This is a genomic window from Agarivorans sp. 2_MG-2023, from assembly GCF_030548085.1.
Taxonomy (GTDB): Bacteria; Pseudomonadota; Gammaproteobacteria; order Enterobacterales; family Celerinatantimonadaceae; genus Agarivorans.
The window spans coordinates 193,960-217,609 of record NZ_JAUORQ010000008.1; the positions used below are offsets into that span (position 1 = coordinate 193,960).

Annotated in this window: 21 protein-coding genes; 10 read left to right on the plus strand and 11 right to left on the minus strand. The window is 45.8% G+C overall.

Annotation, left to right across the window (positions count from 1 at the left end):
- Positions 1-48: 48 nt before the first annotated feature.
- The gene (locus tag Q4549_RS13950; protein WP_137674448.1) at positions 49-1,065 is read right to left on the minus strand and encodes a substrate-binding domain-containing protein; all 1,017 of its coding nucleotides are present in this window, start codon (positions 1,063-1,065) and stop codon (positions 49-51) included.
- 308 nt (positions 1,066-1,373) lie between these two features.
- Between Q4549_RS13950 and hemB the strand changes: the two genes are divergently transcribed.
- On the plus strand, positions 1,374-2,381 hold the full coding sequence (gene hemB, locus Q4549_RS13955; protein ID WP_303552510.1) for a porphobilinogen synthase: 1,008 nt from the start codon (positions 1,374-1,376) through the stop codon (positions 2,379-2,381).
- Positions 2,382-2,421: 40 nt separating this feature from the next.
- The gene (locus Q4549_RS13960) at positions 2,422-3,714 is read left to right on the plus strand and encodes a hypothetical protein (RefSeq protein WP_303552506.1); all 1,293 of its coding nucleotides are present in this window, start codon (positions 2,422-2,424) and stop codon (positions 3,712-3,714) included.
- 36 nt (positions 3,715-3,750) lie between these two features.
- On the opposite strand, the gene Q4549_RS13965 is transcribed toward Q4549_RS13960, so the two are convergent.
- From Q4549_RS13965 to purE, 4 genes are all read right to left on the minus strand, one after another.
- Positions 3,751-4,650, minus strand: coding sequence for a DMT family transporter (locus tag Q4549_RS13965; RefSeq protein ID WP_303552504.1), 900 nt, complete (start codon positions 4,648-4,650; stop codon positions 3,751-3,753).
- Positions 4,651-4,699: 49 nt separating this feature from the next.
- Positions 4,700-5,773 (minus strand): GGDEF domain-containing protein, encoded by a 1,074-nt coding sequence (locus Q4549_RS13970; RefSeq protein WP_303552501.1) that lies wholly within the window; start codon positions 5,771-5,773, stop codon positions 4,700-4,702.
- A gap of 145 nt (positions 5,774-5,918) precedes the next feature.
- Positions 5,919-6,995 carry a 5-(carboxyamino)imidazole ribonucleotide synthase gene (gene purK / locus Q4549_RS13975; RefSeq protein WP_303552498.1) on the minus strand — a complete coding sequence of 359 codons (1,077 nt, stop codon included), beginning with the start codon at positions 6,993-6,995 and terminating at the stop codon, positions 5,919-5,921.
- A 14-nt stretch (positions 6,996-7,009) separates the two neighbouring features.
- Positions 7,010-7,507, minus strand: coding sequence for a 5-(carboxyamino)imidazole ribonucleotide mutase (gene purE, locus Q4549_RS13980; RefSeq protein WP_137674453.1), 498 nt, complete (start codon positions 7,505-7,507; stop codon positions 7,010-7,012).
- A gap of 308 nt (positions 7,508-7,815) precedes the next feature.
- Between purE and Q4549_RS13985 the strand changes: the two genes are divergently transcribed.
- Positions 7,816-8,610 carry a hypothetical protein gene (locus Q4549_RS13985; protein WP_137674454.1) on the plus strand — a complete coding sequence of 265 codons (795 nt, stop codon included), beginning with the start codon at positions 7,816-7,818 and terminating at the stop codon, positions 8,608-8,610.
- Positions 8,611-8,614: 4 nt separating this feature from the next.
- Here Q4549_RS13985 and gppA read toward each other — a convergent pair whose 3' ends face one another.
- Positions 8,615-10,102: a guanosine-5'-triphosphate,3'-diphosphate diphosphatase gene (gene gppA, locus Q4549_RS13990; protein ID WP_303552496.1), complete on the minus strand. Its 1,488-nt coding sequence runs from the start codon at positions 10,100-10,102 to the stop codon at positions 8,615-8,617.
- 21 nt (positions 10,103-10,123) lie between these two features.
- On the minus strand, positions 10,124-11,413 hold the full coding sequence (gene rhlB / locus Q4549_RS13995; protein WP_303513516.1) for an ATP-dependent RNA helicase RhlB: 1,290 nt from the start codon (positions 11,411-11,413) through the stop codon (positions 10,124-10,126).
- A gap of 194 nt (positions 11,414-11,607) precedes the next feature.
- Between rhlB and trxA the strand changes: the two genes are divergently transcribed.
- The 6 genes from trxA to fre all read left to right on the plus strand — a co-directional run bounded on the left by trxA (position 11,608) and on the right by fre (position 16,814).
- Complete coding sequence (trxA, locus tag Q4549_RS14000) at positions 11,608-11,934, plus strand: thioredoxin TrxA (protein ID WP_303513518.1); 327 nt, start codon at positions 11,608-11,610, stop codon at positions 11,932-11,934.
- A gap of 203 nt (positions 11,935-12,137) precedes the next feature.
- Positions 12,138-13,403: a transcription termination factor Rho gene (gene rho, locus Q4549_RS14005; protein ID WP_221075269.1), complete on the plus strand. Its 1,266-nt coding sequence runs from the start codon at positions 12,138-12,140 to the stop codon at positions 13,401-13,403.
- A gap of 39 nt (positions 13,404-13,442) precedes the next feature.
- On the plus strand, positions 13,443-14,345 hold the full coding sequence (locus tag Q4549_RS14010; protein WP_303552494.1) for a hypothetical protein: 903 nt from the start codon (positions 13,443-13,445) through the stop codon (positions 14,343-14,345).
- 30 nt (positions 14,346-14,375) lie between these two features.
- Complete coding sequence (ubiD, locus tag Q4549_RS14015) at positions 14,376-15,842, plus strand: 4-hydroxy-3-polyprenylbenzoate decarboxylase (RefSeq protein ID WP_303552493.1); 1,467 nt, start codon at positions 14,376-14,378, stop codon at positions 15,840-15,842.
- Positions 15,842-16,114: a 2Fe-2S iron-sulfur cluster-binding protein gene (locus tag Q4549_RS14020; protein ID WP_303552490.1), complete on the plus strand. Its 273-nt coding sequence runs from the start codon at positions 15,842-15,844 to the stop codon at positions 16,112-16,114. The genes ubiD and Q4549_RS14020 overlap by 1 nt, the downstream gene beginning before the upstream one ends.
- 4 nt (positions 16,115-16,118) lie before the next feature.
- Positions 16,119-16,814, plus strand: coding sequence for an NAD(P)H-flavin reductase (gene fre, locus Q4549_RS14025; protein WP_303552487.1), 696 nt, complete (start codon positions 16,119-16,121; stop codon positions 16,812-16,814).
- A gap of 73 nt (positions 16,815-16,887) precedes the next feature.
- Here fre and Q4549_RS14030 read toward each other — a convergent pair whose 3' ends face one another.
- The 4 genes from Q4549_RS14030 to hemC are packed head-to-tail and all read right to left on the minus strand — an operon-like array spanning position 16,888 to position 20,924.
- Entirely contained in the window at positions 16,888-18,057 is a 1,170-nt protein-coding gene (locus tag Q4549_RS14030; RefSeq protein ID WP_303552485.1) for a heme biosynthesis HemY N-terminal domain-containing protein, read from the minus strand.
- On the minus strand, positions 18,057-19,226 hold the full coding sequence (locus tag Q4549_RS14035) for a uroporphyrinogen-III C-methyltransferase (protein ID WP_303552483.1): 1,170 nt from the start codon (positions 19,224-19,226) through the stop codon (positions 18,057-18,059). The genes Q4549_RS14030 and Q4549_RS14035 overlap by 1 nt, the downstream gene beginning before the upstream one ends.
- Positions 19,213-19,980, minus strand: a complete 768-nt coding sequence (locus Q4549_RS14040) for a uroporphyrinogen-III synthase (protein ID WP_303552480.1) — start codon at positions 19,978-19,980, stop codon at positions 19,213-19,215. Before Q4549_RS14040 ends, Q4549_RS14035 begins: the two co-directional genes overlap by 14 nt.
- 11 nt (positions 19,981-19,991) lie before the next feature.
- Entirely contained in the window at positions 19,992-20,924 is a 933-nt protein-coding gene (gene hemC / locus Q4549_RS14045) for a hydroxymethylbilane synthase (protein WP_303552477.1), read from the minus strand.
- Between the two features lie 249 nt (positions 20,925-21,173).
- Between hemC and Q4549_RS14050 the strand changes: the two genes are divergently transcribed.
- Entirely contained in the window at positions 21,174-23,648 is a 2,475-nt protein-coding gene (locus Q4549_RS14050; RefSeq protein WP_303513549.1) for a class I adenylate cyclase, read from the plus strand.
- Positions 23,649-23,650: the final 2 nt, after the last annotated feature.

Genomic DNA, 23,650 nt, shown 5'->3' on the forward strand with positions numbered 1-23,650 from the left:
GAGCCAAAGACTCGATACGACATGGTATTGCCTTGCGTGCTGTAAGCGCTAAGTGGCGTTTTGGAGTTGCTTGTGTACCGCTACAGAGTCGCGTTTTACCAGGGTTGGTACGTATTTATGAATGGGCGCTACGGGCTCTCCAGCGGCTAAGGCTAAAGACATTTCAGCAGCTTCCATAGCCATCATCTCAATGGGGTAACGCATGGTGGTGAGTTTTGGTCGTAAATAGCGTGATAACAGCACGTCATCAAAACCAATGACCGATACATCTTCAGGAACTCGATAACCGTTATCGCACAATACAGTGATAGCCCCAGACGCCATTGAATCGTTGTAAACAATCAAGGCTGAGAAGTCTAAACCACGTGCCAATAAATTTTGTGCGGCAATTTCGCCGCCAATTTCATTGGGATCTGATGATGCAATAGCGTGTTCCGATAACGGCATACCATGCTCACTTAAAGCGGCCTTTGCGCCTTGTAAGCGTAAACGTGGATCTTCGATGTCGTAGTTGCTGGTAATGCAGGCAATGTTTTCGTGGCCTTGTGCTAGCAAGTGCCTAGCGGCTGCTTCGCCACCAGCTTGGTTGTCTAACCACACACAGCGATGAGCGATCTCTGGAATATACCGGTTAATCAGTACCATTGCCGGTACAGCTTCTGCGTAGTCAATTAAGGCTTGATTACTCAGGGCCTTAGAATGCACAACGAGAGCTTGGCAGCGCTGTTCCAATAAGGTTTCAATTGCACGTTTTTCGCTTTCGGCACTCACTAAACCGTTGCTAATGAGTAACTGAATGTTGTTATTGCGAGTCACCTTCTCAACACCGCCAGCCAGGGTGGCAAAAAACGGGTCGGTCAATTCGCTAAATACTAAACCAAGAGTAGGATTGGTTTGAGTGACTAAGGCTCGCGCATTGGCGTTGGGGCGATAACCCAGTTCTAGCATCACCTTTTTAACTAAATCACGGTTTTTGGCGCTAACCTTAGGACCATTGTTTACCACGCGTGATACGGTGGCGACAGAAACACCGGCGGCAGCTGCTACGTCTTTAATTGTGGCCATTTATTCTCCAAAAACTAATCGATTCATGACTTGGTTAGCTTACCTAAAGTAAGGTATAGAACCTGCGTCACTCACTGTGACATTACGCCATGTTGTATCACTAATTTAACAAATGTCAGCTAAATGTGGAAACGTTTTCCTTGGCAGTTGGCGCTTATCCCTGATATTGGGCGTTTTAGCTTACATTCAATGAGCAACTTGCAGCTGTTTGATAAGTGTTAAGAAAGTTGTTGGCTACGCTTGCCGAGCAAGCTATAGCCGCTTAAAGTAGCGCTAGATGTACAATGCTAAATTTTAAGGAGCGCTGAGTGAGCGTATCAAGAGTTTTCCCTGCAACCCGTATGCGTCGTATTCGTCGCCATGATTTTTCCCGTCGCTTGGCCTGTGAAAATCAGCTTAGCGTTGATGATCTGATTTATCCGATGTTTGTTATTGAAGGCGAAAATAAGACCGAGAGCATTGCATCAATGCCGGGTATTCAGCGTTTTAGTATCGATTTATTATTAAAAGAAGCAGAGCAATTGGTTGCCTTAGGTGTGCCAATGATCGCTTTATTCCCGGTAACACCTTTAGACCAAAAGTCATTGTTGGCCGAGCAAGCTTACGCTGACGATGCGTTAGCGCAACGTGCAGTGAAAGCGCTGAAACAAGCCTTCCCTGAACTAGGAATAATGACCGATGTTGCCTTAGACCCGTTCACAACCCATGGGCAAGACGGCATTATTGACGAGCAAGGTTATGTGCAGAACGACATCACCACTGAGATTTTGGTCAAACAGGCCTTATCACATGCGGCTGCTGGTGCCGATATGGTGGCTCCATCAGACATGATGGACGGGCGGATCGCCGCTATTCGCGAAGCGTTAGAAGATGCTGGTTACCATAACACCATGATTATGGCGTATTCGGCTAAATACGCCTCTAGCTATTATGGCCCGTTTCGCGACGCCGTAGGCAGTTCTGGCAACTTGAAGGGCGGCAACAAAAAGACCTATCAAATGGATCCCGCCAATGGCCAAGAAGCCTTACATGAAGTGGCTTTAGACATCGAAGAAGGTGCCGATATGGTGATGGTGAAGCCTGGCATGCCTTATTTAGACGTAGTTCGCCAAGTTAAAGACACTTTTGCTGTGCCTACTTTTGCTTACCAGGTAAGTGGTGAGTACGCGATGCATAAAGCGGCAATAGACAATGGCTGGTTAGCCGAGCGCCCCGTAGTATTAGAATCATTGCTCGCCTTTAAACGTGCTGGCGCTGATGGGATTTTGACTTATTTTGCCAAAGACGTGGCACAATGGTTAGCCGAAGACCAGTAATTATGTCTCTCATGAATGGCCTGAATGTGCGTAATTTCTAATGAAAAAGCTGTTAGTTTCACTCTTCGCTTTGGTGCTTATACTTTCGCTGGCAATTGCCAGCGTAGTTGTTTTAAGTGTATCTAAGCAAGCCTCTATTTCTGCTCCTAGATCGGTAAGCCCGCAACAAGTGGCGGATGCGAAACAATGGCTGCAAAGTAATGTAGTCCAGTTTAGCAAGGCCCAGCAAGCTATAGATATTCAGCTAAGCCAACAGCAAATGCAGGGGCTGTTAGCCTTGGCGTCTAAAGCTTTTAGTGGCTTAAATGCAGAAGCGCATTTTGCGCCAGAGTATTTACAGCTTCAGGCAAGCGTTGCTCTCCCTAAGGGGATCTACCATGGGTATATTAACAGCCATATTACGCTGTTATCTTCTGCCGAAGGTTTGCGGTTTGGTGATTGGCAAATTGGTGGGCTACGGCTACCCGGAAGCATTGCTAAAGCATTATTAACCTGTGGTTTGGAGGCGCTGTTTCCCGAGCTTCAATTTGAAGAGTTGTTAGCTGGGCTTAGTCAGGTAGAGATTGACGCTCAGCAAGTTAGCGCCAAGGTGCAACCAGTGGCCGATTTAGGTGTGCGTGTGGCTAGCGTGTATAAAAATGTTAGTCAGTGGCAAAACCCTAACGTGAGCAAGTTGCCCGTAGACGTGTATTACCAAAAACTGCTGACACTTAGTCAACAATATGGCCAACAGCAGACTATTTCACTTTACGATTATCTTTACCCCTTAAGTTTTGACGTGGCAATGCGTGGCGAACAAGGGGAGCTGTTAACCGAGCAGCAGGCGCTAGTATGGGCTATGGCGATGTTTTTCAGCCAAGGACCTTTTCAACAGGTAATGGCCCAGCGTTTTGAACAACAGATAAGCTTACAAGCCGCCCCTACTAATGTAACGTTAGCAGGGCGTAGAGACCTACTCTTGCACTTTGTTTACTCGGCTGGATTGAGCATGGCTGGTGAACAAGGATTTAGTGCGTCTATTGGTGAATTTAAAGAGCTGTTTGACTCGCTCGAGGGCGGAAGCGGCTTTAGCTTTGCTGATTTGGCCGCCGATAAGGCAGGCATTATATTTGCCGAAACGGCGAAACAAAAAAGCAAAGCAAAACAGTTTTTAACTGTGATGCGCAATGCGCGTTCCGAAGAGGCATTTTTTCCGCGAATTGATGATCTTACAGAAGGTATTAGCGAGCCTGATTTTGCTCACATCTACGGTTCAACTGATTCTGAGTTGTATCAGCAGAAGGTATTTTTTATCGACCAGCGCATTGCTAATCTTCCGGCATTTAAGGATTAGGGTAATCACGAGTCTTTTGCTATTTACCATCAAAATTTAGGCGAAAATTAATAAAGCGCTACCCAAAACACATAAGGCAGCACTGCACCAGGCCGAGCGAGTGGGTGCTTGTTTGGTGACTATCCATAACAAAGGTAATACCAATACTGGTGAGGTAGAAGACAATAATGCGACGACGGATACGTCGCCATAGCGTAAAGCAAATAACATAAGAGTCATGCCTACAGCCATGGCCAAAAAGCCATTGGCGGCAATCATCATAAAGAGTCTTGAGTTGAGAGGGTTTTGGGCTCGCGCTAGTTTATTACCGCTTAACCACAACAGCCAATGAGCAGAAAAAGCACTAAACATGCGCAAAGCGGAGCCTGCCACCGGGTCTATTTCAGAAAACTCTGGAGCACTCATTAAAGGCTTGAGCATTACCGTACCCAGGCTTTGACATAGTGCAGCGGTTAACCCCAAGGCCACAGCAATGCCTACCGGACCGGAAATCTTCTCCCAACTATGTTGGTCGGGTTTGCGGCCAAAGGCTACCGCTAAGGCTACACCCAAAAATAAGCAGCCTGCGCCTAGTAACGACCAGCCAAATAGCGCTTCATTAAAAAGCCACACTCCCAAAAACGCTGAAAAAGCCGCGTGACAAGCAAATAGTAAACTCGCTCGCCTGGGGCCAAGCCGATTCATGCAGGCAAATAAGGCGGTATCTCCAACAAACACGCCAATAAAACCGGACAAAGCAAACAGAGCCGCTTGCTCTAGGGTTATCACTTGCCATTGGTTGTTGAACAAGGCTGCACTGAGCAGCATTACGCTGACTAAACCCATTCGCCAACGGCTATAAGCAAAGGCGCCAAGCTGGCGGCTAGGAGTGACCGATATTAAGCTAGTGCATGCCCATAAAGCAGCCGCCAAAAGGGCTAACCATTCGTAGTTCACAGATGAATCCTAAAGTTGGCGTTAGCAAAAACAGGGGCGTTGGTTGCGTTTAAGCGGGCATTGCTTGTGTTTGGTCGGTCCAAAATGCCACAAAGGTATTGCGCCCGTTACGTTTGGCAGCATACATGGCATTGTCGGCGTCAATCAATAGTCTGGAAAGGTCTTTTCGTTGGGTTTCAAAGGCGACACCCATGCTAATGCTGATGGCGGTATTATGTTGCTGGTGTAACCAGGCGTTATTGGCCACGTGACGGACGATTTTTCTGGCGAGGGTTTGCGCTTGCTGGCGTTTGCAATTGGGCCACAATATACAAAATTCATCGCCACCAAATCGAGCAAACTTTGCTTCTTCTGGCAACACTTGTCGCACGCAGGCCACAACATGTTTTAGGGCTTGGTCGCCGGCATGGTGGCCAAAGTGGTCGTTAATGGCTTTAAACTTATCAATATCAAAAAGCATTACTGCCATGCTGAAAACCGACTCATTTTCCAATTTTAGTTGGCGCTCTAATTCGCGACGATTTAATACGTTGGTCAGAGAATCGATGCGAGCTTGTTTAGCCAAGTGCTGGTGGGCGCGCTGGGTATCAATAGAAAACAGTTTGGCCACTAGACTCAGCAATATGGCGCAGTTGATAAATACCAACGCCATTGAGCTTTGTTGCTGTTCTAGATCGCTTGGAAACATTGGGGCATTTGGCCAATAAAATATGGCTAAAAAGGCCACCGAAATAAGCACCAAAATCGCATTGCGAATCGATGGTTTGTCTTGCCAGAGTAAAAAGGCCACTGGGTACAGCACAATGAGGTGGAAGAAAATTAACGATTCGATGCCAAACCAGCGTGTAGACGCGAGGGTGACGTCTAATACAAATACCGTGAGCATCCAAGCTCGAGCAAGGTCATTCTGATTTAGCCAGTTGAGTAACAGCGTAATGCAATAACCGACAATAACCATCGCGTTTACTAGCCAAAATTCAGCAACATTTATCTGGTACTCAGAGGCTTGAATAGCTACGTTGAGCATCAACAATGGTAGACCAATAACAATAAACAAATTGGTCATTCGCACTGCGTGGCGCTTTCCTTTGCGCGTGCCAATGTTGAGAATTTTATTGAGCAACCGTGATCCTTACAGCTTCTACTCTAACGAACGCTTATTTTAAAAGACTTCAAATGAAACTAATGTGAAACAGCTTAAATCGTCGCCGTTTTATAACCAACAAAATAGGCAGCGGTGTAAAGCTAGCTACACCGCTGCTGTATTACTAGTCTAGGTGCTTGATTAGCCATTCAATGGCGTCGGCATAAACCGGTGTCATTAAAGGTTCTAGTTCCGCTAGGCTTGCAAGCAGCTGACTTCTGTTGGCAATGCTAATGTTGATATGCCCTACTTTACGTCCTGGGCGTACGTCTTTGCCGTACCAAAACACTTCTATGCCAGGCACACTTAACCATTGCTTGTTAAAATCTACCCCAATAAGGTTAAGCATAACGCTTTGGGTTTTCACTAGTGGTTGTACTAAAGGTAAATCGGCCACTGCGCGAATATGTGCTTCAAATTGGCTTAAGCTTGAACCCGCTTGGGTCCAATGGCCACTATTGTGAACCCGTGGAGCAATTTCATTAATCAGCAGTTGGTCGCCAACCTGGAAACACTCCATGGTCATTACACCCACATAATCGAGTCCATCCATTAGTTTACCAAGCATGGCTTCGGCTTGGCTCTGTAGCGGCGCTTTGCTGGCTACAGGAGAAACCGTGGCCAACAGAATACCTTCGTGGTGCTGGTTAATGGCTAGTGGGTAAAATGCTGTGTCGCCGTTAGCGTGGCGCATTCCAATCAGGGATACTTCTTCATCAAAATTGATGGCTTGCTCAGCAATACAATGGTCGAGCCAGTCTTGAGGAATAGCACGTTGCTCTGCGTTACCTTGCTGTTTTAGCCAGTGCTGGCCTTTACCGTCGTAACCACCAGAGCGTTGCTTTAACAACACTCGTTCGCCAAGCTCGGCAAACAAGTGCTCGGCACTGTGCTTTTGTTTAACATCTACCCAAGGCGCGGTGGCAAGGCCTAGGGAGTCGAGCAGTTTTTTCTGGCTTGCGCGGTCGGCCAATTGGGCTAAGGCTGGGCCATTTAGAAAGCGCGGGTGTTGAGTTAGTTGCTCAGTCGCCGATGTTACCGGCCAGTGCTCGCGTTCAACGGTGATAATGTCGTTGTCGGCGATAGCAAAAGTGCCGGTCTCATCGGTTTCAATTGGGCAAACTTCTATGTTGAGCGGCTGGGCAGCATGCTTCAACATGGCACCAAGTTGGCCAGCGCCTAAGATCCAAATTTTGTTCATTGTACTCACCTAACTTACTCGGCTACTCGTGGATCTGGGTGGGCTAACACGGTTTCAGTTTGCGTGGTACGAAAATGTTCAATGCGCTCGGCTAACTCAGCATTGGTCGTCGCTAAAATTTGAGCGGCAAACAAACCTGCGTTGTAAGCACCTGCGGTGCCAATAGCCAAGGTACCAACGGCTACACCTTTAGGCATTTGGGCAATTGATAACAAACTGTCCATGCCGTTTAAAGCTTTGCTTTGAACGGGAACACCTAACACTGGTAAGCGCGTTTTTGAGGCGACCATACCGGGTAAATGTGCTGCGCCGCCTGCGCCGCCAATAATAACTTTAATGCCGCGGTCAGCTGCGTTAGCTGAAAATTCCATAAGCTTGTCGGGAGTACGGTGAGCGCTAACCACTTCAACCTCAAATTCAACGCCTAATTGTTCTAGAACTTGGGCGGCGTTTTCCATGGTTGGCCAATCACTTTTTGAACCCATGATGATGGCAACTTGCGGTTGTGGCATTGTATTCTCCTCGACTTAAATAGCACAGTGGTAACACGTTTTTATGGCAGCCAGCGAAATGTTGACTGCTCGCGGGCGCAGTTTGCCAGCCTAGTCCCCTAAGGTCAATATTAGCGCAGTGCTAGCGAATAAAAGCATACTTTAACTAGGTTGATTGCTGTCGAACTGAACTAAATCACTAAACCTTTGAGGTATTAATTATTTTTTGTTCACTCGCTGAGCAAGAAATAGTGATTTTGAGCTACTGTTAGAATAGTGCTTAATGCCAGTGTTAGTGATTAAGCCATCGGCCTCTAGGGAGAGACGCTATGTGGAAATTTTTGGCAGGTTTATGTTTGGTCTCTGCTCAGGCATACGCAGCTACTGTTGAATTACGCCTACCTGCATATTCAGACGATTCACACATTTATTACCATGAATTACTTGAGCAAGCGCTTATTGAAGCGGGTCATACACCGGTGATTGATGTGCCTTCATCTAATTTGCCGCAAAAGCGCGCAGAGTCGATGTTGCGTAATGGCCAACTAAGCCTTGTGTGGTTGTTGGCGTCTGAAGAACGTAATCAAGATCCAAGCTTGGTTGCTATTAATATGGGCTTAACCAACGGTTTAATTGGCCACCGCTTGTTATTGGTTCCTCGTTCTGAAGTCGATGCGTATCGTTTTGTACGAAGCTTAGAGGAATTTAGAGATCTTAATAAAACTGGCGGTTTTGGTAAAAACTGGTTTGATGTAAAAGTTTGGCAAGCTAACCAATTAAAAACCGTGGAAGTAGACGGAGAGTGGCGCCGTTTATACAAAATGGTGGCAAATCATAAACGAGGGATTGATTACTTCTCTAGAGGGTTTACCGAGATTGTTAACGATTCTCTGCAGCACCCTTACTTAGCCATAGAGCCCTATTTAGTTTTACAGTATCAACGTGATTTTCAGTTTTACGTGAGTAGCTCAGAGCCAGAGCTTGCGCCAATCATCGAAGAAGCCTTAAAAAAAGCAGAAGACAGCGGATTATTAGATAAGCTCATTGAGGAGTATTGGCGAGAAGATTTCGACTTACTTAACTATCGCAAACGGGTGGTGATTGAATTAACCACTCCCAAATAGGCGTTTAACAAAGCGCCTCGATAATTGCTAGCGGAAAGCCTGCTTGGCTTTGTACTTTCGCTTCATGTTCCAACTCGGCCGCCCTCAATGGATGTTGTTCGTTCCATGTTGGCGGGAAGCATAGTTGCCAATCATTTTCAGCCTGCAGCACGGTAATTTTAGGTACGCTACCTTGAGTGCGACGCATGCATACGATAATGGCAATGCGCAGTAAGCGCGCGAGTACTAAGGCTTCGGGCTTTTTCAAAGCATGTTGCTGGGCGAGCAATTCAGCTTGCCAATCTCCTCGCTGATTTAGCAACAAACTAGAGACAAAGTGTTTTTGAGCGCTGGTAAAGCCGGGTAGGTCTGAGTGATCAATAATATAGGCGGCGTGTTGCGGCGCTTTTTTGAATTCAATGTTCAAACCTACTTCGTGGAACATAGATGCCCACTTCAACAAACTTAAGGCGCGATTGCTTAAACCGGGACTCATTTGCTGGGCCATGCCTAGCGCACATTGAGCAACTCGCTCTGCATGTTGCTTATCAATGCGATGGCGTTTTACAAAGCTCTCGGCGGTACGAGCCCTTACGCTGCTTGTTTCTTTTTGGCTTAATAAGCCGTACACCAAACCCTCGCGTAATGCTCCGCCAGCTAGGATTAAGCCTTCAATTTGTAAACTTTCGAATAGCGCAATAATGATTGCTAAACCCGACGCAAATACCGGTTTACGTTCTTCGGCTAAGCCCTGAATATCTAGTTTATCTAAGCTGCCGCAAGCGACAACTTGCTGCTGTATGGTTTTCAGCTTTGAGTAGGTGATTCGTTCGTCTAAACCTTGGGCGGTTATAATCTCTAGTAGGGCTTGAATAGTGCCCGATGCCCCTAAGCTAGATTGCCAACCGAGGCGGCGGTAGTCACTGAGTACCGGGTCAATGACTTGTTTGGCTGCATCGATCGCTACTTCAAAGTTCGCATCGTTTAGCCCTGTTTGGAAAAAACGCTTTAGCCAGGTTACACAACCCATGTCTAAGCTGTTCAGCAATAAGGTTTCGCTTTGCTCACCCACAACCAACTCGGTGCTGGCTCCACCAATATCAATCACTAAACGCTTACCGCTACCACTACTAGTATGGGCTACACCACGATAGATAATTTTAGCTTCGGTTTCGCCGCTAATGATGTGAATTTTGTGATTGAGGATTTTTTCGGCTTGAACTAAAAAAGCATCGGCATTAGTGGCGCGGCGTAAGGTTGCGGTGGCCACTATTTTTATTTGTGCTTCCGGAATATCTTGTAGTTGCTCGGCAAACAGGCTTAAACATTGCCAACCTCTTACCATGGCAGCATGGTCAAGTTTGTCGTTGGCATCTAAACCTGCTGCTAAACGCACTTTACGTTTCACTTTAGCAATGGTTTGCACGCTACCACTCAACTCCCGCACGATTAACATGTGGAAGCTGTTGGAACCTAAATCAATGGCTGCATAAAGGGGTGAAACTTTAGACACTGTATTCCTTGTGCTTAGTGCTTAATGGCGGTGGCGACGCTGATTAGAATGACCACTGTTACCGCGACTATTGCTACGGTTACCACTACGGCTATTGGTGTTTTTAGCGCGATGAATACGTTGTGCTTTTGGCAAATCACGCATCAATGCTTCGCTATCGTATTGGCTAACAGGCACCGGATGTTTAATGTACTCTTCAATCGCTGGCAAGTTAAATACGTATTCTTCACAGGCTAGGCTAATGGCGTGACCGCTAGCACCGGCACGACCAGTACGGCCAATACGGTGCACATAGTCTTCTGCATCGTCAGGTAGGTCGTAGTTAAATACATGAGTCACCGAAGGAATATGTAAACCACGAGCGGCAACATCGGTGGCCACTAGTACGTCTATCTTACCTTCAGTAAATTGTTCTAAAATTTGCACACGTTTGCGCTGCGGTATATCACCAGTCAATAAACCAACGCGGTGTTTGTCGGCACTTAAATGCCCCCAAATATCTTCACAACGGTGTTTGGTATTGGCGAAAATAATCGCGCGCTCTGGCCATTCTTCTTCAATAAGCGTTTGCAATAGCGCCATTTTGTCATCGTTAGAGGGGTAAAATAGCTCTTCTTGAATGCGCGCGCCGGTCATTTGTTCCGGTTCAACAATCACGTGCTCTGGCTCGTTCATGTGTTCGAACGCAAGCTCTTTCACTTTGAAAGATAAGGTGGCAGAGAACAGCATGTTTAAGCGAAGTTTAGGTTCTGGCATGCGGCGCATTAAATAGCGAATATCTTTAATAAAACCTAAATCGAACATGCGATCGGCTTCATCCAATACCATTGCTTGCACGCTATTTAAGCTAAAAGCACCTTGTTTGAAGTAGTCAATCATTCGACCAGTTGTGCCGATCAGAATATCGACACCTTCGTCTAAAGTTGCACGTTGACTAGCGTAGCCTTCACCACCATATACCAAGCCTAATTTTAGGCCGGTTGCTTTGGCTAGTAAGCGGGCGTCGTTATGAATTTGAATCGCTAGTTCGCGAGTAGGAGCAAGAATGATTGCTCGAGGTTGATTTTGTTGACGCGTTTCAGGCACTGCGGTGGTTAGCAAGTGGTTAAACGTGGCAACTAAAAAGGCTAATGTTTTCCCCGTACCGGTTTGAGCTTGGCCTGCAATATCTTTACCTTTGGTTAAAATAGGTAGGCTTTGGGCTTGGATCGGGGTGCAATTGTGATAGCCGTGCTGCTCTAAGGCTTCTAATACCTTATCTTGCAGTCCTAACTCGGCAAATCGTAGTTCAGTTAAATGTGTTTTGCTCATTGCGTAAGCATATCACAGCTAAGTGGCACTACCAGCACGCATTCTTTGTTAAATGCGCGCGTAAGTCACTTATGTTATTTGGTAGTAGCTTAGATTTCCTTGGAATGAGCTTGGGCTTGCATTCATTGGTCGGATGTTTTCAAATAGTCAGGTAAATTATCTATATAGATAGCATAGAATATTTGGAGTAATAAATGAGCGACAAGTTAGTTCAGCTAAGCGACGACAGTTTCGACGCAGACGTACTTAATTCAAGCACACCAGTACTAGTTGATTTCTGGGCTGAATGGTGTGGACCTTGCAAAATGATTGCACCTATCCTAGACGAAGTGGCTAACGAATATGACGGTAAAGTTATCGTTGGCAAACTAAATATCGACCAAAACGCAGGCACACCACCTAAGTTTGGTATTCGCGGTATTCCTACTTTGTTGTTATTTAAAGACGGCAAGGTAGCCGCAACTAAGGTTGGCGCCTTATCAAAAGCACAGTTAACTGCGTTTTTGGACGAGAACCTATAGTAACATTGTGAGCAGGTCGACATTCGTTGCCTGCTTTTGCTGGATCTTTCTCCACATTAGTGCTAATTTTATTTTCGAATTTTTCCTACGCCCGTTATTAAAGGCTATCCCTTGGCCGACTAAACAGTCGAGTAAGCATCTCCACTTTACCTAACTCACGCTGCCGTCAGCCTACTTTCGATAAAAATTGAATACTCACCATTATGAATTTAACTGAGCTAAAAAATACCCCGGTCCATGAACTGATTACGCTAGGCGAATCAATGGGCTTAGAAAATCTGGCCCGATTACGTAAGCAAGATATTATCTTCTCGATCTTAAAGGCTCACGCTAAAAGCGGTGAGGCCATTTTTGGTCATGGTGTGCTGGAGATTTTGCAAGATGGCTTCGGCTTTTTGCGTAGTGCCGACAGTTCTTACTTAGCGGGCCCCGACGATATTTACGTTTCTCCAAGTCAAATTCGTCGTTTCAACCTGCGTACCGGTGACACGGTAGAAGGTAAGATTCGTCCACCTAAAGAAGGTGAGCGTTACTTTGCCTTGCTTAAAATTGGCATTGTTAACCACGACAAGCCAGAGAACTCGCGCAACAAAATCTTATTTGAAAACTTAACGCCGCTACACGCCAACGACCGTTTGCGTATGGAGCGTGGTAACGGTGCAACTGAAGATATCACTGCCCGTGTATTAGATTTAGCCTCGCCAATTGGTAAAGGCCAACGTGGTTTGATTGTTGCTCCGCCAAAAGCCGGTAAAACCATGTTGCTGCAAAATATTGCGCAAAATGTGGCGTTTAATCATCCTGAGTGTGAATTGATTGTATTGCTGATCGATGAGCGTCCAGAAGAAGTGACCGAGATGCAACGTTTGGTTCGCGGTGAAGTTATTGCTTCTACCTTTGATGAGCCAGCGAGTCGCCACGTTCAAGTAGCCGAAATGGTTATTGAAAAAGCTAAGCGCCTGGTTGAGCACAAAAAAGATGTGATCATCTTGCTTGACTCAATCACTCGATTGGCACGTGCTTATAACACCGTTATTCCTTCTTCAGGCAAGGTATTAACCGGTGGTGTAGACGCGAACGCATTGCACCGTCCGAAGCGATTCTTTGGTGCTGCTCGAAATGTTGAAGAAGGTGGCAGCTTAACTATTATTGCTACTGCTCTTGTAGATACTGGTTCTAAAATGGACGAAGTGATTTACGAAGAGTTTAAAGGTACCGGTAACATGGAACTGCACTTAAGCCGTAAAATTGCAGAAAAACGTGTTTACCCAGCCATCGACATCAACCGTTCAGGTACTCGTCGTGAAGAGTTGCTTACCAGTGCCGAAGAACTACAGAAAATGTGGATCTTACGCAAGATTGTTCACCCAATGGACGAAACTGGCGCAATGGAATTCTTAATTGATAAATTGGCAATGACCAAAACCAATGACGAATTCTTTAATGCGATGAAAGCACAGAAGAAATAAACAAAAAACTGGCCGTTAATTCGGCCAGTTTCATTTTGGATGATGAAACGTTTACTGCTAGTACTAGGGCTATTTTTTCAATTATCTGTTCATGCTGAGCAGCAAGGTCCTAATCCTCTTTCCCAACCGCTTTACCAAGATGTTCCATTGATGATCCTGCAACGCAGTGTTGATACGCTAATGCAGAATCAACCCGCTTGGATTATTGATTTACTGCCCTACTTGCGCCCGGAAGACCGCGAAGCACTGTTGTTTGAAAGTTTGCTATATCTGCACCAAAACAATCATATTCCCGATCAAACCCTAAAAAACTGGTTATTAGAGTTAGCTTCTGAGCGCCCTAAAATTAGACAAGCAGCGGTGATTGATGGTTACGAGGTGATTAGGCCCACGTTTGATTATCCAGCTTTAGCACGCAGCCTTATTTTAAATAAAACCTCAGCCGAACGTTCGCAAACTTATCTTAGTGAATTGCTGCGAGACGATTTTTCATGGTCGCTCATCTTCCGCAAAAATAATCCCTTACTATTAGCTCAACAGTTAGATGTCATGCGGGCGTTTTCGCAACTTAATGTTGAGCAGCTGCAATACGTTAAACAGCATATGCCAAACCGTTTGTATTTTCCCGATAACAACGTCAGGGTGTCTTTGGCGGTGGGTATTGGTAGCGATGAGGCGATTGCTGAAGTCTTAAGTTTACCCATGGATCAGTACAGCGTGTCTTTGTTAGAGTGGTTGGTTCAACAATTATCGCCAGAGCGCGCATTTAGCTTGTTGCAAGGCGCAGCAAACAATCCCGAATTATTGTATTTTTCTTATAGCGCTATCGCCCGTTTAGGGCGGCATTATCCGCCAGCGGCACAGTTTATATTGGCGCAGTTTCGAGAGTCAGAACATCAAGAGTTGGCTGCCATGGTAATGATTGAGATGCAGTCTCAATAGTCATTACGGTTCTATCATTAGGTTATTAGAATGAAATATAAAGACTTAAGAGATTTTATTGATTTGCTAGAGCAGCGTGGTGAGCTTAAGCGAATTAGCCTTGAAGTCTCTACCGAGTTAGAGATGACAGAGATATGTGACCGCACCCTTAAAGCAGGCGGCCCGGCGCTGCTGTTTGAAAATGTGAAAGGCCACAGCATGCCGGTGTTAGGAAACCTATTTGGCACGCCAGAGCGGGTTGCACTAGGTATGGGGCAAGAATCAGTTGCAGCGTTACGCGAAGTAGGCACTTGGCTGTCTTACTTAAAAGAGCCCGAGCCACCCAAAGGTTTGAAAGAACTGTGGGAAAAGCTGCCTATCTTTAAGCAAGTTCTAAATATGCCCACCAAAAAACTGCGTTCTGCGCCTTGCCAAGAAATTGTTTGGACCGGTGATGAGGTTGATTTAGATAAGCTGCCGATTCAACACTGTTGGCCTGGCGATGTGGCGCCTTTGGTGACTTGGGGTTTAACCATTACTCGTGGTCCTTATAAAAAACGCCAAAACTTAGGGATTTATCGCCAGCAGAAGTTAGCTAAGAACAAACTCATTATGCGCTGGCTATCGCATCGTGGCGGGGCCATCGATTTTCGTGAGTTTCAGGAGTTGAATCCGGGTAAGCCGTATCCGGTTTCAGTGGCTTTAGGCGCTGATCCTGCGACTATATTAGGCGCGGTAACACCAGTGCCTGATACGCTATCTGAATATGCTTTCGCAGGTTTGTTACGTGGCGGCAGAACCGAAACCGTACAATGTGTTAGTAATGATTTAGAAGTACCGGCCAGTGCCGAGATTGTACTCGAAGGCTATTTAGAGCCTAATGAAACAGCGCCAGAAGGCCCCTATGGTGACCACACTGGTTATTACAACGAAGTGGATGAGTTTCCGGTATTTACCATTACTCACATTACCATGCGAAAAGACCCTATTTACCACAGCACTTATACCGGTCGTCCGCCAGATGAGCCCGCTGTGCTTGGGGTAGCGTTAAACGAAGTGTTTGTACCTATTTTGCAAAAGCAGTTTCCAGAGATTGTTGATTTTTACTTGCCGCCAGAAGGTTGCTCGTACCGGATGGCCGTTGTCACCATTAAAAAGCAATATCCAGGGCATGCCAAACGGGTGATGTTAGGCGTGTGGTCTTTCCTTAGACAGTTTATGTATACCAAGTTTGTGATTGTTTGTGATGATGATATCAACGCGCGCTCTTGGCAGGATGTAATATGGGCTATCACCACTCGCATGGACCCATCGCGCGATACTACGTTGATCGACCATACACCCATTGATTACCTAGATTTTGCCTCTCCTGTATCAGGCTTGGGCTCAAAAATGGGAATGGATGCGACTAATAAATGGCCAGGTGAAACTAACCGTGAATGGGGCGAAGTAATTGAAATGGCACCAGAAGTGAAACAGCGAGTAGATAGTATTTGGGCGCAATTGGGCATAGACTAGTGGCCAATTGTTATCAGGTTAGTATTGCAGGTAAAGTTTTTACTGTAGAGCCGCAACAAACAATTTTACAAGCAGCTTTGTCTCACGGTATTAGCTGGCCTTATCGTTGTCAGCAGGGCGGATGTTGCAGTTGCTTGGCACGACGTACATCAGGCGAAATTGATTACCAAGGAATGGCGCCAATGTTAAGTGAAAGAGAACAAGCCGAAGGATGGTTTGTTGCTTGCTTAGCCAGTGCAAAATCAGATTTGAGTGTAAGTTTAGAAGGGTGAAAGTATGAAGCGCATTAGTTGTAAGGTTGCATCGGTCTCGCCGATTTTAGATGACATATTTAATGTTGAGTTACAGCCACAGGAAAGTGAAAACTTTGTGGCGGGTCAATACCTGCAAATTGTTATGGCGGAAGACGATAAACGTCCGTTCTCGCTTGCTAGTTCACCTGAGCAAGGTGATGTTTTTGAGCTGCATATTGGTGCGCCAGAGGGCAACCCTTATGCTCGTCAAGTTATTGATAAGCTACAAGCTAGTGGCGAAATTGAAGTTGAAATGCCATTTGGCCATGCTGGTTTTAATGAAGAGAGTCAGCGTCCAATTTTGATTATGGTGGGTGGAACGGGCTTCTCTTACGCCAAATCCATCATTGAACATATTATCGATTCAGAGCAAGACCGAGAGATCTACCTATACTGGGGCGGCCGTAACTTAGGCGGGCTGTATTTGCACGAGTTAGCTTATCAGTGGGAAGAGCTAGACCAAGTTAAGTTTGTGCCGGTACTTGAGCAGGCTATGCCACAGTGGACCGGTAAAAAAGGTTTAGTGCACGAAGCGGTGTTAGAAGATTTTGCTGATATGAGTGGCTTGGAAGTCTATATTGCTGGTCGTTTTGAAATGGCTGATGTAGCGCGTACAGCCTTTACCAAGCAAGGTCTACCACTTGCTCAGCTGCATGGCGATGCTTACGAATTTATTTAAGCAAGGCTGCGTTAATTGACATAAAAATGGCGAGCTGAGCTCGCCATTTTTGATCTTGGTTCAGCACTATGGATTAGTTGCTTAGAGCTTGGCGGTAGTAGTGAATCGCCTGCTCTGGCTCGTCTAACTGCCTGTGTACTTCTGCTAAGCCTTGGTAACACAGGCTGTTTGGTGCTAGCTTTATGCTTTGTTTAAAGCGCTCTTTAGCTTCGCTCCACTGTTGCTGCTGGCTATGCAATTGACCAATCAAACACAGCAAGTCGGCATTATTCGGGTGTTTGCGAATTAAGCCCGTTAACTGCTGCAACAGTGGGTGAGGATCGCTTAACTTCAACTCAGCAGCCACTTCTAATAATTCGCTATCGGCATTTCGGTTAAGCAAATCACCCAGCAGTTGGTAAGCGGCTGCATTGTCTCCCGAGGTAATCAAGGCGCGGCAAGCGGCGGCGGCAATCGTCATTTGTTTCTTTTGCTTACGCGGCATGCCATTCCAGTGAGTCGCTACCGCATCAGAGCCTTGGCTATTGGCCAACTCTAAGAACAAATTTTTATAAGCTTCAGATAACTCACTTTGGTAGTGCTGGTTATCGATTAACCCCGCCTTGTTTGCTAACGGTAACAAATCGATATAACGCTGCCATAAACCCAGGGCGGGGAATATGCTCATTTGCATGCGCTTGATTGCTGCTTGTTTCAAATTGTCGTGTGGTAGCTGCTCAATACTAGATAGTGCAGCACTGTAATTTTGCTGTTTAAGTTGTAAGCGTGCTTGAGTGATTAACACCGCAGAATCGTTATTAGTAAGTCGAGTAGCTTGCTCTAAATACTTATCACGCTTTTTATCTTGCCCTTGTTCTTGGGCCGCTTCTGCAGCCGTTAAGTAGTTTAGCGCTGGCGCATCACTATACGTAGCGGCTTTACTTACCAGCTTTTCTGCGTGCTGATAATCACCGCGCATCATCGCTAGCATGCCTTGCTGCGTATGATTAATCGCTTTTTGCTTACGGCGATGTCCCCACCATGCGCCACTGCGTGAAAAGCTTAGCCATAACCAGCGGGCTAGCCATAAACTTAGTAGCAATACACAAAAGCAAATAAAGCTTAGGAATAGCGCGCTGGTGACCGACATTTCTATGGTGTAGTTATCAAAGGCTATCAGTACGTAGCCTTTGTTACCCGCTAGCTGAGGGCCAAGGGCTAAGCCTATGGCAATACAGACTAGAAGAATCAGAATTTTAAACATTATTCGGCTCCTTCAAGTGAAGGTATTAACCGTTGTTGGCGTTCTTTAATCGCTTGTTCGGCAGCGCCTAAGCTGCTTAATTGTTCGGGTAGCTTATCTACAATGTCCAATTGTTGGAGCTGTTTTAAATCTTCAACCATCGCTTGGGCTTGGGTATTTTGAATAAAGAACTCGCTCACCCATTGCTCGGCTCGTTGCAACTTAGCTTTGAACAGTTCGCCCTGTGAGCGGAATAAAGCTTGCTCGGCTTGCTGTAGTTGTAGCTTAAGGTTCTCTTTTAAATACCAAGCATGTTGAGGCTCAATTAAGGCTTCAACTTGGCCGTCACGGCGGCGTACTGTGATAAAGTTTTCGCTAAATTTGCGCCAGCTTTTGCTTAGGTTGTCTTGCCAGTCTGCACTATCTGCACTTAAGTCATTGTCTTGTTGCTCTACCACCTCGGGTAATTCAATCTCGGCCAACTGTAGGCTTTCAGCTTGTTGCAAAATGCTTTCTAGTCTAAACGCGATACCTTCTTTGTCGACTAAAGGCACCCCTTTTAGTAATTGCACATCATTGTTTATTGCTCGGCGCAACGGCAACAAATGAGGGTCGTCTGCATTATTAATACTGTTATCGGCTTCTAGTAACAAAGCGATGGCGGTGGCTGGGTCTTGCTCTAGCCACAGTTTATTGGCTGCCAATTGCAGTAGGTAGCTGGCTTCGTTTAGTCGCCAGTGGTTGGCGTCTTTAATATTCAATAGCGCCAATTGACGCTCGATGGTTTTGCGATTCTGCTCGGTAAGTTCTAACTGGGCTTTTAAGGCAGCCATGGTCTGATTTTGACCACTCACTTGTTGTTCAATGTTAGTGAGTTGGTTTTTGTTGTTGGTTTGTGCACTCAGTAAGTTTTGTTCTTTGGCTTGCAGGCTAGTTTTTAAGAGTTGTAGTTGAGTATCAGCGTGTTCTCTAAATTGTTGGCCATGCCAGTACAAACCAATGGCGATACTGATACTGAGAATAATCGCTATAATGGCCAAAATCTTTGCCGTTTTATCGGTTTTAGCGGCCGGTTGTTTTTTTGGGGCACTGGCAACTGGCTCGCTGGCAGTGGTTGTTTCTGTAGCACTGTTAGAATCGCTAGGATTGGTAGCCTTTGTTTGACTATCTGATTGTTTATTTTTGGTCATTTTCATTCCTTGCAGATGACTGTATTCGCGCCAAAGCGTCGATACAAGCCTTATCTGATGCGCCGTCGCACAACACTATGTGCATAAAACCCAAACTTTTAGCATACTCAAGCAAACGCTCACTCGGCACCAACAATGTGGTCTGTTTAAGCCAAGTCAACTGCTGTGACTTACTCATAAGGGTAGTTAGGTGTTTCAATATTTCACCACTAGTAGCCACAATAGTGTTGATCTGTGACCGCCATTGTTCAAGTTGTTGCCAAGAATAATTGAGCAAATGGCGTTGATAACAGGTGAGATAATTAACGGTAATTTGTTGCCTTTTCAGCTGTTCGGCGAGCCATTCTCGGCCATGTTGGCCACGTAAAATATGCGCTTGCTGAATGCCACTCAGTTGAGATTCGATGAGCTGCAGCATGCCTTCGCTGTCTTGACGGCTGGGGACTAAGGCGTTTACCCCATATTGTTGCCAGCACTCAGCCGTTGCTTTACCTACAGCCAAATACTGACAATGGCTTGGCCAAGTAAGGCCGTGCTGTTGGAGGTGGTGCTGGCACGACTCTACTGCGTATTGACTCACCGCAATAATAAGCGTGGAAGACGTAGCTTGTTCTAATCGCGGTATCAGTGATGTGAGTTCATCACTTGGTTTTATTTCAAGCATTGGCGCAGCACTCACGCTAAAGCCTTTCGCCTCTAGCGCTGTTACACAACGTTGATTATGCGGCTGAGGCCGCGTAACAAGTATCTGCACCAATAATCCTCTTACTGCTGTTGATAAACCGCCTGTAAAATAGGCGCAGCGCCGGCATCCAATAATTGCTCAGCCAAGTTCAAGCCTAGCTGTTCAGCATCACTACTGGCACCGCGAATTTGCTTTTCTATTACTTTAGAGCCATCAACTGCCCCGACTAAGCCACGTACAAACAGTTGCTCTCCTTCTAGTTCGGCGTAACAGCCAATAGGAACTTGGCATCCACCTTCTAGGCGACGGTTCATGGCGCGCTCTGCTGCTACTCGTGCTGCGGTCGCGTTATGGTTTAAAGGTTTAAGTAATTCCAGTAAGGCTTGATCGTTGCTTCGACATTCAATACCCACTGCACCTTGGCCGCCAGCAGGCAGTATTTGCTCTGGTGCAATATAAGTGCGAATGCGTTCAGCCATTTCTAAACGCAGTAAGCCTGCACTGGCGAGAATAATGGCATCAAATTCGCCAGCATCTAATTTGGCCAGGCGAGTATTCACGTTGCCACGTAAATCTTTAATGGTTATGTCTGGGCGCTGCGCTTTTAGTTGGCATTGGCGACGTAGGCTTGAGGTTCCCACTACTGCGCCTTGTGGCAAGGCATCAATATTCGAGTATCGATTACTTACAAAGGCATCGCGAGGATCTTCGCGTTCACAAATGCAGTGCAAACCTAAACCTTCGGGGAATTCCATCGGTACATCTTTCATCGAATGCACCGCGATGTCGGCAAGATCTTCTAACATTGCCACTTCGAGTTCTTTAATGAATAGCCCTTTACCGCCAATTTTTGCTAACGGCGTGTCGAGGATTTTGTCACCGCGGGTACTCATGGGAAGCAATTCGACGATGAGATCTGGATGATGGCGTTCTAATTCGGCCTTTACAAAATGGGCTTGCCACATAGCTAATGGACTCTTGCGAGTCGCAATTCTCACTTTCTTCACAGACACTTACCTCTTAATTTGGTCTTCGGATAGTATCACCAGTTAGTTTTTTGCCCAAGTAAGCATTACCAGCCAGCTATTAAGTAAAACTTTGTTTTAGCTTAGGTCTTAGTGTTTCTAGTTTGTATAAAATATACGCACTAAAAGTGTGCGTATCTGTTTACCACTATTATACTAACTGTTAAGATGATCACACTTTAGTGATATCTAAATTACATTCAATAATAACGCTTAGAGCGCCAGGTAACCCAAACTTTGCAAGATACTATTGCCTCTCTACTGGAGAAGGCTACTCGAACTAATCAACACCGTAAGCAGTTGGCATTACAAACCATGCCTGCCGCTGTGCAGCAGGTTTTTGAACTGCTGCCATCGATGTTGCATTATTCGCACCCTTGCATACCTGGATTTATTGAAGGTGACGTACCTAGCGGCGTATGCCAGTTTGAGCCTAGTGCTCGTCATGCTATCTATTTGCAACAACACTTTTTGTGTAGCCCTGAGCAACCTAAACAATGTGAGATTTTGGGCCTTTACTCTATGGGTAGCACGGCCACGGTAGGACAAACCGAATCTTCTGATTTAGATGTTTGGGTATGTCACGATACCGATCTCGCCTGCGAGCGAGTGGCCTTACTCACCGAAAAGTGTGAGCAAATTAGCTCTTGGGCTGCCCACCAAGGGGTAGAGCTGAATTTCTTCATGGTAGAAGAAAATCAGTTTAAAACGGGCTCAATTAGCGAGTTATCTAAAGATAATTGCGGCAGTGCCCAACATTTATTATTGCTCGACGAGTTTTACCGTACCGCCTTGCCGCTTGCAGGTAAGCAGCTGGTGTGGTTTGCAGTGCCTAGTGAGTTAGAGCAAAGCTACGATAGCTTTGTACAACAGCAGTTTGAGTTAGGCGTATTTAACCATGAGCAATGGTTAGATTTAGGTGGCTTAGACACCATTCCTGCGGAAGAGTATTTTGGCTCGGGTTTGTGGCAGTTGTACAAGGGTATTGATTCCCCGTACAAAGCGGTGCTTAAAACCATGTTAATGGAAGCCTACTCGGCCGATTATCCAAAACCGAGTTTACTGGCGGTAGAAGCCAAGCGCTTAATGCAACAGGGCCAAGAGTTTGGCTTAGAGCAAGATGCCTATTACTTAATGCTGAGCAAAGTGACCCAGTATCTTGAGTCGATAGAAGATCACGCGCGACTCGATTTGGTACGTCGCTGCTTTTATCTAAAAAATTGCGAATGTAGCCCATTGCCGAGCGACTTGTTAGATGTTCGCTCGCTAACTTGGCAACAGCGTTTTATGGCGAAGCTTGTAAAACAGTGGAAATGGCCTCAACAAAAAATTGAGCACCTTAATTTACGTAGAGCCTGGAAGGTACAAGACGTACGCCAAGCGCACAGTGAATTACTCGACGCCTTAATGTTGAGCTATCGAAACTTGATTCGTTTTGCGCGTCGTAACGACATTAGTGAATCCATCAACCCGGAAGACATTGGTATATTGTCGCGTAAGTTATATGCGGCGTTTGAAAGCTTGCCGGGCAAAGTCACGCTGATTAACCCGCAGATATCACCCGATTTATCTGAACCAAACTTAAGCTTTATTCACGTAGAAAAAGGCCGTAGCACCGCCGAAGGTTGGTATATCTATAAGCAGCCGTTAACGGGTTTAGCCATTGTTGGTCAACCGCCCTTAGAACATGCTACTTATGTGTCTAAATTGGTGGCGTGGAGCTATTTCAATCAGCTTAAAACCGACCAAACTCAACTAAGTTTGCATCGACATAATGGCGACTTACATCTCGAAACCTTAAACCAATTTGCCGAAGATTTACGCCGTGCCTTTCCGGTGAACGTAGATGCCGCCAGTAACTTAGCCCTCACTCGCCCCTGCGAAATTCGTCACTTGGGTGTCTTCATCAATTTAGAGAAAGATCCTACCTCCAACTGGGGCGGGAAGGTGATTGAGTTTGATGCTATCTCTACCGATGTATTTAGCTTTGGCCGCGACTCAGATTGTTTAGTTGGCTCGGTAGACTTAGTGTATCGCAATACTTGGAATGAAATTCGGACTCTGCACTTTTCCGGTGATAGCGCCGTGGTAGATGCATTGACTACTATTTTGGGCAAAATGCACCGTGACGCCAATATCCCTGAGCATATCGATGTATTTTGTTATGCCGAAAACCTGCGCGAACAAATTGGGGCTAACTTTAAGCAGTTATTGGTAGAGAGTATAAAAAGCCGCTTACAACCTTTAGATAAACGCATTGTTAAAACCATTGTATTGGGCAGCGACAAATACGGTTTGTTTATTGAAGATCGTGGCGTATCGGTTAAGAAACTGGAGAACGGCGTAGAGTTTTACCGCCAGCTTTCTAATAATAAGTTACAGCGCTTGCCCTTGCAGTTAAATGCCGGCAATACCAAAAAAGTGCCTAACGTTGTAGAAGCGCATGCCAGTGAAGGTTTAGTGCAGTACTTCTTCGAGAACCTAGAGAACGGTTTTAACATCTATATCGTAGATGAACACAACCGCATTGAAATGTATCAAGACTTTGAAGGCAGTAAAGAAGAGCTGGTGCAGGGCATTAATCGCTTCTACACCTCTTCACGTGAGCAATATGGAACTCGCCATGAAGTGATAAACTTTAACTTGCCACAGTTCTACGACATTGTTGCTATCGAAGGCCAATGGCAAGTTGAGTCTTACCGCAGTAGCTAGCG